Genomic DNA, 13,081 nt, shown 5'->3' with positions numbered 1-13,081 from the left:
GGTAGTTCTACAACCGTTTCTGCGAAATAAAAAGCCATCTTCACTTTAAGTGAAGATGGCTTTTCTAAGGTAAGCTTGTCCATATTTACCGATGTTTATTCAGCGGCATCTGTAGCACTTGGGGATGCGCTTGGAGCTGTAGTGGCTTCTGTTCCACTATTTGTTCCGGTTTCATCTGCGGCAGCAGAGCTTTTTGGCAGATTGATGTTCTCAATAATGGCTTCCAGATCCTTTTCCATGAACGTTTCTAGGTTCTTGGATACAATTGAGCTCTTAATGCCTTCTTTTTGCTCATCCGTTAACTGGTCAAAAGTCTTGTCTGTACGGGACTCCACCTTGATGATGTGGTAACCGTAAGAAGTTTCTACAGGATCACTGATGGTATTTAGAGGCAAGGTCTGAGCAGCCTTCTTAAACTCCTCCACATAAGTGCCTACAGCTTTATCTTTATATTCTCCGCCTGCCTCTTTAGAGCCAGTATCGTCAGAATATTCCTTAGCGATGGCTGCGAAATCAGCACCGCCATCCAGCTTCGCCTTAACTTCTTTCGCTATTTTAAGCGCTTCTTCGCTGGTACGCTCTTTGTTGTCTGCATCTGTCAGACCAATTAGCACATGACGCAGTGTGGCAACCGTAAAGTCGCCTTTAGTCGCTTCGAATTCTTTGACAACTTCATCATCAGTCACTTTAAGCAGCATATCCTGATAAACTGTCAGCACACGCTCCATATAAGTACGAATATCTTTCTCTGTAACATCAGCATCTTTCAATGTCTTCTTATAGGTATCGCCCAACTGTTCCTTAATGCTTGCGATTTGAGTATCGGCTTCTTTCTCCGCTTGCTTTTTCGCTTCATCCGTTGCTTGGGAAGCCAAATATTCAAAGCCCACTTCTTGCTTCAGAATGGACTCCTTAAACGCATCGATCTCTAAATATTGCGCTTGTTGTGGAGAGAGAAATTTCATGATTTTCTGATCCATTGCAAATTCCTTTTGTGTAATCGTTCCACCTTTATAAGTGGCCACAGCTTGATTATCATCCGCACTATTTCCACATGCTGCTAGCATAGAAAAGGAAACTGCCGCTGCCAATGAAACGAGCAGCACTTTCCATGATTTTGTTTTATTTAACGACATTGTGTAGTTCTCCCTTCGATTTAAAAGACTGTTTAGCTTCCTTAAGAAACTGTTCAAGCAAGTCAAGCAGCTGTTTATCACTTAAATCTTTCGATTTGACCCGGATACTGGCTTTCGCATCCCTATCAAATTGTACACGTCTTTCGAAGCTATTTCCAACTTTGGCGAGTTTCGCTGTGTCTAAAGCGCCGAGACTTCCCTCATAGAAATTCAAGGTAACATCATCTCCGCGTCTAATCATGGAATCAATGCCATACATTTTTCCATACACTTTCAAACGAGCGACCGATAGTAGATTCACCACGGCTTCAGGTAACTCACCGAACCGATCCAAGAGCTCATCTTCAAGCTCGGAAGCATCATCGAAGGAGGTTACTGCCGCCACTTTTTTATAAATTTCAATTTTTTGGATACTGTCGTAAATATACTCTGACGGCAGATACGCGTCAATCGACAAATCAATGACTGTATTGCCCTCTTTCAGGGATGTATCTTCCTCCCCAAGCACAGTAACCTTACGCTTACGAATTTCCTCCGCCAGCATTTGTGAGTACAGATCAAACCCCACGGATGCGATAAAGCCATGCTGCTCTGCACCCAGCAAGTTACCTGCACCGCGAATAGACAGATCTCGCATCGCTATTTTGAAACCAGAGCCCAGCTCCGTAAATTCCTTAATAGACTGCAGACGTTTCTCTGCAACCTCTGTCAGCACCTTGTCCCGTTGATACGTGAAATAAGCGTAAGCGATCCGATTGGACCGGCCTACACGTCCACGCAGCTGATAGAGCTGAGACAAGCCCATTTTATCCGCATCATGCACAATAAGTGTATTAACGTTCGGAATATCTACGCCCGTCTCAATAATACTTGTGCTGACGAGCACATCGTATTCTCCGTCAAGGAAATCGAGAATGGTCTTCTCCAGCTCAGATTCCGACATTTGACCATGTCCGATGCCAACTCTAGCCTCAGGAACAAGCATAGAGATTTGAGCAGCCATTTCTTGAATGCCCTGCACACGATTATAGAGATAATAGACTTGACCACCACGAGCTAATTCCCGCTCTACAGCTTCCCGCGTAAGGGTCTGGCTATGCTCCACTACATACGTCTGTACAGGGAATCTGTTCTCTGGCGGGGTCTCAATGACAGACAAATCCCGCACTCCGAGCATCGACATATGTAGCGTACGAGGAATTGGAGTTGCAGTCAGCGTAAGAACGTCTACATTCGTTTTCAGTTTTTTCAGCTTTTCTTTATGAGTCACGCCGAAACGCTGTTCTTCATCCACAATTAATAACCCCAGATCCTTGAATACAAGGTCCTGAGATAACAGACGATGTGTACCGATAACTACGTCGACAGTTCCTGCCCTAACGCCTTTAATCGTCTCGTTCTGCTCTTTACGGCTGCGGAAACGACTTAAGACCTGAATATTGAGCGGGTAATTAGCGAAACGTTCCCGGAAGGTCTCATAATGCTGCTGAGCCAAAATCGTTGTCGGGACTAGCACCGCCACCTGTTTACCTTCAATCGCTGATTTAAAAGCCGCCCGAATAGCCACTTCAGTCTTACCATACCCAACATCACCGCAAAGCAATCGGTCCATTGGCCGGTTTTGTTCCATATCCTTCTTAATCTCTTCGATAGCCCGAAGCTGATCTCGGGTCTCCTCGTAAGGGAACATTTCTTCAAATTCATGCTGTTCCTGTGTATCCTTTTCAAAACCATATCCTGCGGCACTTTGGCGCTCAGCATATAGCTTTATCAAATCATCAGCAATATTCTGAACGGAGGAACGAACCTTATTGGTCACTCGTGTCCATTCATTGCCGCCTAGCTTATATACTTTCGGCTCTTTATCTTCGGAACCGACATATTTCTGAATCAGGTCAATCTGCTCAATCGGAACTGAGAGCTTATCGCCGCCAGCATACAGAATATGCATGTAATCACGGTGAATACCGCTGACCTCAAGCGTGCCGATTCCCATATATTTTCCGATACCATGGTTCTGATGGACGACATAATCACCGATTTTCAGCTCTGTGTAACTCTTGATCCGTTCTGCATTATCTATTCCTTTGGAGATCTTCCGTGCCTTCCGCTGCTTCTGAGAGAACATTTCTCCCTCAGTTATAACAGCTAGATGAATAGAGGGCAGCTCAAAACCAGAACCCAGATTTCCTTGTACAATCATCGGCTCGTTAATGCCGTAATCATAAAGAACTCTGCGCACTCGTTCAATCCGTTCCTCACTGCTCGCAAGCATCATTACCTTAACACCGGACTTCTGCCAACGCTCCATTTCCGATTTCAGCACATTCATCTGGCCATGGAAATCCTGCATTCCACGACTGATAAATCCAAGAATGTTCTGAGGCTGAATATGCGGAACCTGACGTAAAAAGATTGACATAAACAGGCTTTGGAACGGGCGCTGATACATAACAACATCCGTATCGACAGAGAGATCTAGATCCGGCAATGATTTGCCGTTTTGCAGCAAATGCAGGTTCCATTCCGATTCATCCCGTTCAAGCTGTCTCGCCGTTTCGAGCAGTCTTGTCGGCTCATCTAGAATAAGAATGGTATCCTGGGCCATGTAATCAAATAAATGAGAGCGTTCAGGATATAAAAGACTGATATATTTATAGATCTCCGGGAAATAAGTACCTTCCCGCAGCATTTCCAGCTCACGGCCAATTTCTTCCCGCAGCCTGAGCTTCGCCTGGCGATCCGCCATCTTCTCCAACTGTCGCTCCATCATAGCTGAGGCTTCAGCAGAAGCAGATTCCTGGCGCAATCTACTAGCTATAATCTCTTTAGCCGGTGTAATCTTCACACTACGTACCTTATCAATAGAACGCTGATCCACTGGATCAAAAGTTCTTATGGAATCAACCTCATCGTCAAATAACTCAACCCGATAAGCCAAAGGAGATGTCATTGGATAAAAATCAATTATTCCACCCCGTACGCTCAGTTCACCACGATTTTCAACCCGCTCTACTCTTTCATAGCCCATTTCAATCATGGACATCAAAAATTCATCCAGAGCAAGCGTTCCATCTTGGGAAACGGTGACTTGTGCCTCTGCCATAACCTCTGGGGCTGGCAGCAATCTACGCACTCCTGAGTAAGGAACTACAACAATACCACGGAAGCCCTGAGCGCATTTGGTCAGCACATCTATACGCTGAGCCAGTGTCTCTGGGCTTGATACAGCCGCTTCTGCAGCCACTAGTTCATTGGCGGGATAGAGCAGAACCCGGTCAGGAGAAAGCGCTTCCTGCAAATCATCGGCCATCTTCTGGGCCGAAAACATATTATGAGTCACTACAAGTAAGGGACGAGTTGTCTCTTCATGTAATGCTGCAAGCATAATCTGTCTAGCAGAACCTGTAAGCCCCGATATGAGCTGCTCTTTCATACCTGCAGCAACACCATGGGTGATAGACTGGAAATCGGGATCCTTGGAAAAAGCTTCTATAAGACCTTGTAACAACAGGCGCACCTCTCTTACTAAACAGGCTAACGGTGGCATAGCCACCGTCACCTATTATGATTGGAATCGAAAAGAAGCCTCAGCTGTAACGCCAAGGCTTGCGGATGACGATAGAGACAGGCGCTTCCACCTTACTGAAGCGGACTTGTCAGCAGGCTAAGCTCCGGATTGTTCTCTAAAGCCTCCTTGCAATAGTCGCAAGTAACCTTTACCGTGATTTCACCTTCTGAATTATACGCTATTATATCTCTGCGCTCCGCAGGGGTCAAGGAATGAAGGCCCAACTGCATTTCTGTAACATCACTTCTATTAATACTGCCTAGAGATGTCTTACAGTGCCTACAAACATAGTTTATTGCCATCTATATGCCTCCTGAAGGTACTATATACCTTCAGTATGTCCGGGCAGCTTCATCTTTAGCCTTAAAAACAACAGGGTTTACAGATTAACCATTGAACTTAGCCATTGTCTGCTCGAATGAATGCTGTAAGCTGTATTCCAGTGCATCACAAGTATTAAGGATCATTTGCTTAAGCGGATCGCTTTCCTTCTTAGGAAAAGTAGAAAGAACATAATCGACAATAGCAAAACCTGGCTCAGGACGAGAAATACCCATTCGTACCCGATTGAAATTCTGTGTCCCTACATGCTGTATGATGGATTTAATTCCATTATGTCCACCAGCGCTTCCTTGATAACGCAAGCGAACTTTTCCGATTTCTGTATCCAAATCATCATAAACGACGATCATATCTTCAAGTTGAACTTTGTAATAATCCATATAAGCGCGAACGGCCTCACCGGATAAGTTCATAAAGGTCATGGGCTTAATCAATACGGTTTTGACGCCACCAATGACCCCTTCACCGATGACGGATTTACATTTGCTCTGGTTGAAGGCAATTCCGTTCTGGGCAGCAAGCTCATCCAAAGCCATAAAGCCAACATTATGCCTTGTTTTCGCGTACTGTGTTCCGGGATTTCCCAATCCGACAATCCATTTCATTATCGAACCTTTCCTTTCCGTTCGGGCTCTCCGGCAAGAGGAGTCCGTTTTTGGTACAATAGATCTAATCTACATATCTCTGTGCAACCAGAGCGAAATTATACTCCGAAGACAGGTGATAACCCATGCCGCACAAAGGCGAATTATTGACACATCAACGCCATTTTCAGTACCACATCCAATATGCAGTGCCCGTGGAAATATACAAGGGCGACGTGCATATTGATATCGGTGTATTAACAGCGGTAGACGAAGCTTTCGTGGAGCTACAAGGGACACTCTATAACCGCAGTTTATTCACCTTTGTCTCCCGTCCCGGATATTAAATCCAGTAGTTCTACCTGTAGCACGCCGATAAGGGTTACATCTCCGAGAACGGAGGTGTAACCCTTTTGTACTATTCATTCGTTATATTTATTCAATCTCGAACAATTTACTAATCGACAACTCTTCATGAACGCGGATAATTGCCTCACCCATAAGTGGAGCCACGGACAACACCTTGAGCTTAGAGGTTGGATTCGTGCTGCGAATTGGAATGGTATCCGTCACGATAATTTCTTTGATTGGAGAATTCTCCAGACGCTCGTGTGCAGGACCAGACAATACTGGGTGTGTACAGCATGCGTATACTTCCTTCACGCCGCCTTCCATCAAAGCATTAGCACCAAGTACGATCGTTCCAGCGGTATCGATGATATCATCGATCAGGATGGCTGTTTTGCCTTCGATATTACCGATGATGTTCATAACTTCGCTGACGTTAGGTTCTGGACGACGCTTGTCTATAATAGCCAGTGGAGCGTTCAGGAAATCAGCAAGCTTTCTTGCACGTACTACACCGCCATGGTCCGGCGATACGACAACTGGGTTCTCGATTTGCTTGGAACGGAAATACTGAGCCAGAATCGGTACACCAAGCAAGTGATCCACTGGAATATCGAAGAATCCTTGAATCTGCATGGCATGAAGATCCATCGTGATTACACGGTGAGCGCCAGCCTTTTCAATTAGATTCGCTACCAGCTTAGCGGTAATGGGGTCACGGGAACGGGCTTTACGATCTTGACGGGCATATCCGTAGTAAGGGATAACCACGTTGATGCTTTTTGCGGAGGCACGTTTAAGCGCATCTACCATAACCAAAAGCTCCATCAGGTTATCATTTACAGGGCCACAAGTGGATTGAACAATATAAACATGGCATCCCCGAACGCTTTCTGACAGCTTGACCTGAATTTCTCCATCGCTGAAACTTGTGGTGTGTGATTCACCCATCGGAATCCCGATGTAATCAGCAATTTGACTAGCTAGCTTAGGATTGGAGTTACAGGTGAAAATCTTTAACTTGGAATCACAATAAGTCATAAAATATAAACCCTCCGTGACGGAATTTAGCTTTCCAAAGGCGCCGGCGCGGAAATATAAGTCCGTCCGGCGCTTCTTAGCAACGCTTTACGATGGACTCGAGTGGTCTTTCTTCGCTTTTGCACGGGAACGGATCTTCTCTGCATATCCCGGTTTGTTCTCTTGTCTTACTCTAGCTACAGCCAGATCGTTCTCGGAAACGGAACGTGTAATTGTCGAACCTGCTACAACAAAAGCCCCTTTGCCCACAGTAACTGGAGCAATAAGGTTAACATTACTGCCAATAAAGGCATCGTCTGCGATTGTTGTCTTGAATTTATTATACCCGTCGTAGTTAACGGTAATCGCACCGCACCCGACGTTTACATTCTTACCTACAGATGCGTCGCCGACATAACTAAGATGTGACACTTTTGAACCGTCACCAATAGTAGCATTCTTGATCTCGACGAAATCTCCAACCTTAACTTCTTCTCCAAGCACAGAGCCTGGACGCAAATAGGCAAAAGGCCCAACGGTTGTCCGTGCGCCGACTTGAGCTTGATTCAATACGGACTGCTTAATCGTTGCATCATCCATAATCTTACAGTCTTCGATTTCACTAGCCGGTCCGATCACACAATTGTCCCCGATTACAGTCTTCCCTTTCAGGATGGTTCCTGGATAAAGCGTAGTATCTGATCCGATAACTACATCTGCTCCGATATAAGTGGAGGCTGGATCAATGATGGTCACACCGCCCAGCATGTGTTTACGATTAATACGTTGACGCATAAAGGCTTCCGCTTCGGACAAAGCTAAACGATCATTAACGCCGATAGACTCAGCTGCGTCATGGGTCTGATATCCTAGTACGGTATCCCCTTGTGAACGAAGAATCCCAATCACATCAGTCAAATAATACTCCTGCTGGTTATTACTGTTCGTTACCTTCTCGAGTGCAGCAAATAATTTAGCATTATCAAAACAATAAGTGCCTGTATTGATTTCTTGAACGGCATCTTCTTCAGTAGTGCAATCCTTCTGCTCTACAATCTTCAGAACGCCGCCATCTTCACCACGAATAATTCTTCCGTAGCCTGTAGGCTTTTCCATAACAGCTGTCAATACGGTTGCAGCCGCATTACGCTGTTCATGAAGCGCCATGAGTCCTTCTAGAGTTTCCGTGGTAACAAGTGGTGTGTCTCCACAAATAACTATAGTTGTTCCTTCTTCGCCAGCAAGTAAATCCTTTGCTTGTTTGACAGCATGGCCAGTGCCGAGCTGAGTTTCCTGCAGCACGTATTCCGCGCCTTCACCTACATAGGCCTTAACTTTCTCTGCGCCATGCCCAACAACAACAACGGTGCGCTGGCATCCGGTCGCTTTTACTGTATCAAGCACGTGCCCTACCATCGGCTTACCGCAAACGGGGTGCAGCACCTTATATAATTTAGATTTCATTCGCTTGCCTTGACCTGCGGCAAGTACTACAGCCATTCTTTTCAAGAATGCCAACCTCCTACTCTTGAACTCACTACTGAATATATCTCATTCCGGGCAAAAAGAAAAGAGAACCATGAAGTCATGGTTCTCTTTTCTATAAACCCCAAGTTAGAAAAGCATTTATCGCTGCCTTTCGAAGATGTCGTCAAATCCTTCACCAGCAATAGCTTTTCTTGCAAGATCAGGCTGCTAATTCATGAAGTGTATGTCGGTGTGATCTTATCAAAAACGGCGGATCCTACGCCACCCAAAAGGTAGCAGTCTTCCGAGGAAGCCTAAGCTCCCTCTTCAATAACTTCTTCTTCTTCCGTAGCGGCGCGATCGTACTCGGCCAGAACCGCGGATTGAATCTTCTCGCGTGTTCCCGAAGAGATCGGGTGCGCGATATCGCGGAATTCGCCGTCCGGTGTACGCTTGCTGGGCATTGCAACAAACATCCCATTATTGCCATCGATGACGCGAATGTCATGAACAACAAACTCGTTATCGATGGTAATGGATGCGATTGCTTTCATTCTCCCCTCAGAGTTAACGCGGCGGAGTCTGACATCCGTAATTTGCATGTGTGTGTTCACCACCTTTTTCCATCAGAGACTTGGTGTATAATTCCACACAGCAAAGCGAATTCCTTCTTTTTGATTCCATAAAATACCTAAAAAAGAAATATATTTTTTGGGATATGTTGTTTTCGACATACATCGAGTAGTTTTCTTAATATTCCTTACGTTTTCGACAATTTCCACGCTTTTTGAAAATGTAAGAGAATGGCTAATCAAGAGGAAAAGTAGTTGCCCGGATGCGCCGAAATTCTCCGCTCTTTCGAGTCTACTTCACTTAGTTTTACCAAGGACACGTAATCGTGCAACAGACGCTCTTCCGTCTCTACAGCGCCTGATTCCACTAAAACGCCTACCCCAGCAACCTCGGCATTAAATTCACCGAGCAGATCGACCATACCACGTACAGTCCCTCCCGCCTTCATGAAGTCATCTACGATAAGTACTCGCGATTTCTCCTTGAGTGCACGTCTGGAGAGAGACATTGTGTGTATGCTTTTATGAGATCCTGATACGTAGTTAATACTTACTGCTGATCCCTCTGTAACCTGATGGTCACGTCGCACAAGCACTACCGGCAAGCCTAGCTGTGCTGCTGTTGCATAGGCTAGTGGAATGCCTTTCGTTTCAACGGTCATCACCACATCGATTTCCGATCCGTAAAAGGCCGTTGCGATGATCTTACCCGCCTGTTCCATCAAAGACGGCAACCCAAGTAGATCCGACATATACAAATAACCGCCAGGCAATATCCGGTCAGTCTGCTCTAGCTGCACACATAAGCGCTGCACAAAGGTAAGCGCCATATCTTTAGGCATAACCGGGATATAACGTACTCCACCCGCTGCACCAGCTAAAGTCTGCAGCTCTCCGATGCCTTCACCTTCAAATACTTCTTTTATGATTGCCAAATCTTCACTAATGGAGGACTTAGCAGCTCCATAGCGATCGGCAAATATAGACAGCGGCAGTAGTTCATGCGGCCGCTCAAGTAAAAACTGAGTCATGTCTACCAAACGTTGGCTTCTTTTTAATTTCTTCACGGAATGCTCCTCGCCAAAACCGAATATTTTAGAAAAATATATCACTTTTGTACGGGTTTACACAAGAGAAGCAGACTAATTCAGTGATCTCACTGCGTAGACTTCCTTGCAGAACCCTCGCAGTCCGTTGTAAATCCTTGCTACTTTAGACTGCTTGGACACTAATCCGAATACGGTAGGTCCGCTGCCTGACATCAGTACGCCATCTGCTCCAAGCTTTATCATCGCTTCCTTGAGCTGCTGAACCTCTGGATGCAGCTTTAAGGTAATATCCTCAAGCACGTTGCCCAGATGGTTGCACACGCCCCCAAAGTCTCCAGCTTCTATCGCTTGCTGCATCTTTCGAGCAGAAGGATGAACCGCTATATTATTGCTCCGAACGCGTCCATACACTTCTGCAGTCGATACATTGATCGGTGGTTTCGCCAACACAACCCAGCATTGTGGCGGGTTATTGATTGGTGTCAGCTTTTCGCCTCGTCCTGTAGCCAAGGCTGTGCCGCCTGTGACGCAGAAAGGTACATCAGAACCCAGCTCAGCGCCAAGCTCCTGTAGCTCCTGTGCAGGAATACCCAGACGCCACAGACGGTTTAGACCGCGTAGCGTAGCTGCGGCATCACTGCTGCCGCCAGCCAGGCCAGCCGCAACCGGAATTCTTTTATCCAGATGGATATGTACCCCACTCTTCACGTTATAACGGTCTTTAATAAGCCTTGCCGCCTGGAAAGCTAAATTTTTCTCGTCCAGGGGAATATAACCAGCCTGACTTGATATTATAATAGTATCCCTTGGCAGCTCAGACAGCTCTAAGCGGTCTGCTAAATCTACCATGGTCATAATCATTTCCACCTCATGAAAACCGTCAGCACGTTTGTGCAGCACATCCAGCATCAAATTAATTTTAGCTGGTGCCTTTTCATACATTTTCAAGGCGTTCACCCACCTTCAGCTTTTCCCGTAAAAACAACTTAACATATTATATGAGAAACTTCTAATGAAGTCCAATAATAAAAGGGTGTCGCCATTTAGACGCACCCTTTTTCAGTAATATTCACTTTATAGCCTAAAATTTAAGATTTCCGCGCAGCCTGTTCAGCAAGCTGTATCGCTTTTTTCACCATGTTGCCAGCGTCTTGAGTTGTAATTCCACCCCAGCCCTCACGTTCCACGGTTTCATAAAAACCCAGCTCCTTGGCTAACTCTGTCTTCAGTTCCTCCGACATCATGCCTCGTTTTCTGCGGCTCATTACGGAATTCCTCCCTTATGAAAATAAATGATTAACCCGTTGCCCAATTAGTATGCTTGCTTAGCACACGGATCATGCACCAAATATTTGTCCCAAAAAACGCAAACAAAAAACAGCCTCCAAGGGAGACTGTTCGTGAAACATTAAGCTTTAATATACATAATCCGCATCTGCCCATCGTCTTCACAAACTGTGATTTCCACAGATTCAGTAAGTATATCGGCATAGCTATAGGAGACTCGCTTAAAAGTTTGCTGCTCCTGATCCAGTTTGACAATAAATACAGAAGGGTACGTTTCTTCCAGGACACCTGTGCGTTCAACGGTTTTACGACGACCTCCGTTTGCACGCAATGTGATCTTATGACCGACGTGAGCTTCAAGACTGCGTTTGATTTCCAACAGCGCGTTATTAGCCATTACCTGACGACCACCTCTTTTCTTGTCCATTATACAACTTTTTCAGGACAATGTCAAAGCAAATAAATAATTAATTATAGTTGATGCATATTTCGTTGTCAACGGAATTTTTTTGCGAGAAATCAGCGCCGGACTAATATCCTTGTTATCTGTAATATAGGCATTACAAAGAAAAAAAGAAAGGGTTAAGCTCAGCGCTCACCCTTTCTTTCGGATATTCTATTCAGCCCATTCAAATTACCTATATTCCTGACACCATAGACCTATCTCTGCCGCTTAAATGGCTGATGGTGTCACTTTTAGCGCCGACAGATTCTGCAGTCGCGGCATTCCGATGCGGAAGCTGCCACGGGTCTCAACACCACCAATACCCTGATTGCCGCTGATGGTATTATTCAGAACATCGCTAAGATTTACAGTATCCCTGATGGAAGTAAAGGATGATTTTGCTGCTACATACACGGGATCCAGAGCATGGATCAAAATTCGACCAGGTGAACTGGCAAAATTAGCTCCAGCTCCAAGTAAGGCCTCGAAATGAGATTGACAAGCACCGGCAACAATAGTCAACGCATCAAAATTCCGCTCATACTCCCTAGCTACCCTAATAGCAGCTATAAAGTTTTGCGAATTTTTATAGCTATTCAGACTATACAGATCGTAAGTATGCTGTTGCTTCAGTACCCCATCATGACCAGTGATCACTACAATATCTGGGCGTACACGGGGCAACAGCCGGTATAACGTATCAGCCATTGCAGATTCATGAACATGATGCCCTTCAGCGGGAATCCGCAGCTGCTCGTATAAGCTAAGGCTCTTATTCAAATATGCCGGATCGCCATCCAGATGCAGTACTTTACCTGGCACTTCAAAATAAGGAGCTTCCTTGGACGGTGGAGCCCATGTCCCCTCTGTTAGGGTTCCCCCGCTCCGCTGACTTTGCTCCTGACGGTCCTTCCGCAGCTGTGTCAGTGATTCCTTCGCTTTGATCTGTGCTTGCTGTCCCCGTTCCGTTATTCGGGTAGGAGGCACTTGAACCAGGTCATCCAGAGGAGAATCCGCCAACAGGCGGAAATCTGTGCCTTTAATGACGGCTCTATCCTGCACAATATTATCTACACGAAATGTTAAATCACCGCCATAAGATTTGCGAACGACCAAGTCTCCTAAATTCATTACAACCACCACCTCTACCCCATCGTATGGGCAAAGGCCTCAGTTGGTTCATAACTCAACATATTTTTAAAATATAAGAATGTATAATGCTCCACCAGAATAACATCCTTATATTTCTACGAGAAACGG

Annotated in this window: 13 protein-coding genes; 1 reads left to right on the top strand and 12 read right to left on the bottom strand. The window is 45.5% G+C overall.

Going from position 1 to position 13,081, the window contains the following annotated elements; genetic code table 11:
* Window positions 1-95: 95 nt before the first annotated feature.
* The 4 genes from NSQ91_RS00265 to pth all read right to left on the bottom strand — a co-directional run bounded on the left by NSQ91_RS00265 (window position 96) and on the right by pth (window position 5,654).
* Window positions 96-1,136: a peptidylprolyl isomerase gene (locus NSQ91_RS00265; protein WP_076130070.1), complete on the bottom strand. Its 1,041-nt coding sequence runs from the start codon at window positions 1,134-1,136 to the stop codon at window positions 96-98.
* On the bottom strand, window positions 1,123-4,647 hold the full coding sequence (gene mfd / locus NSQ91_RS00260; RefSeq protein WP_038568019.1) for a transcription-repair coupling factor: 3,525 nt from the start codon (window positions 4,645-4,647) through the stop codon (window positions 1,123-1,125). The genes NSQ91_RS00265 and mfd overlap by 14 nt, the downstream gene beginning before the upstream one ends.
* Window positions 4,648-4,778: 131 nt before the next feature.
* On the bottom strand, window positions 4,779-5,009 hold the full coding sequence (locus NSQ91_RS00255) for an anti-sigma-F factor Fin family protein (RefSeq protein ID WP_036678789.1): 231 nt from the start codon (window positions 5,007-5,009) through the stop codon (window positions 4,779-4,781).
* An 84-nt stretch (window positions 5,010-5,093) separates the two neighbouring features.
* Complete coding sequence (gene pth / locus NSQ91_RS00250) at window positions 5,094-5,654, bottom strand: aminoacyl-tRNA hydrolase (protein WP_076130069.1); 561 nt, start codon at window positions 5,652-5,654, stop codon at window positions 5,094-5,096.
* Window positions 5,655-5,779: 125 nt separating this feature from the next.
* Between pth and NSQ91_RS00245 the strand changes: the two genes are divergently transcribed.
* Complete coding sequence (locus tag NSQ91_RS00245) at window positions 5,780-5,980, top strand: hypothetical protein (protein ID WP_036678792.1); 201 nt, start codon at window positions 5,780-5,782, stop codon at window positions 5,978-5,980.
* A gap of 88 nt (window positions 5,981-6,068) precedes the next feature.
* Here the strand turns inward: NSQ91_RS00245 and NSQ91_RS00240 are convergent, their stop codons facing one another.
* From NSQ91_RS00240 to yabG, 8 genes are all read right to left on the bottom strand, one after another.
* A complete protein-coding gene (locus NSQ91_RS00240) occupies window positions 6,069-7,022 on the bottom strand; it encodes a ribose-phosphate diphosphokinase (protein WP_340916066.1) in 954 nt (317 codons plus the stop codon).
* An 87-nt stretch (window positions 7,023-7,109) separates the two neighbouring features.
* Window positions 7,110-8,510: a bifunctional UDP-N-acetylglucosamine diphosphorylase/glucosamine-1-phosphate N-acetyltransferase GlmU gene (glmU, locus tag NSQ91_RS00235; protein ID WP_076130068.1), complete on the bottom strand. Its 1,401-nt coding sequence runs from the start codon at window positions 8,508-8,510 to the stop codon at window positions 7,110-7,112.
* Between the two features lie 272 nt (window positions 8,511-8,782).
* A complete protein-coding gene (spoVG, locus tag NSQ91_RS00230; protein WP_020425826.1) occupies window positions 8,783-9,070 on the bottom strand; it encodes a septation regulator SpoVG in 288 nt (95 codons plus the stop codon).
* Window positions 9,071-9,279: 209 nt separating this feature from the next.
* Window positions 9,280-10,107: a pur operon repressor gene (gene purR, locus NSQ91_RS00225; protein ID WP_036678807.1), complete on the bottom strand. Its 828-nt coding sequence runs from the start codon at window positions 10,105-10,107 to the stop codon at window positions 9,280-9,282.
* Window positions 10,108-10,182: 75 nt separating this feature from the next.
* Window positions 10,183-11,037: a 4-(cytidine 5'-diphospho)-2-C-methyl-D-erythritol kinase gene (gene ispE / locus NSQ91_RS00220; protein WP_076130067.1), complete on the bottom strand. Its 855-nt coding sequence runs from the start codon at window positions 11,035-11,037 to the stop codon at window positions 10,183-10,185.
* A 140-nt stretch (window positions 11,038-11,177) separates the two neighbouring features.
* Complete coding sequence (locus tag NSQ91_RS00215) at window positions 11,178-11,354, bottom strand: small, acid-soluble spore protein, alpha/beta type (RefSeq protein WP_036678812.1); 177 nt, start codon at window positions 11,352-11,354, stop codon at window positions 11,178-11,180.
* A 143-nt stretch (window positions 11,355-11,497) separates the two neighbouring features.
* Window positions 11,498-11,773: a biofilm formation stimulator Veg gene (veg, locus tag NSQ91_RS00210; RefSeq protein ID WP_019914493.1), complete on the bottom strand. Its 276-nt coding sequence runs from the start codon at window positions 11,771-11,773 to the stop codon at window positions 11,498-11,500.
* Between the two features lie 276 nt (window positions 11,774-12,049).
* Entirely contained in the window at window positions 12,050-12,952 is a 903-nt protein-coding gene (gene yabG, locus NSQ91_RS00205; protein WP_036678813.1) for a sporulation peptidase YabG, read from the bottom strand.
* Window positions 12,953-13,081: the final 129 nt, after the last annotated feature.

It is taken from the genome of Paenibacillus sp. FSL R7-0048, from assembly GCF_038004505.1.
GTDB lineage: Bacteria > Bacillota > Bacilli > Paenibacillales > Paenibacillaceae > Paenibacillus_AQ > Paenibacillus_AQ odorifer.
The sequence above is the reverse complement of the archived record's forward strand: the minus strand, read 5'-3'. Positions and strand labels throughout refer to the sequence as shown.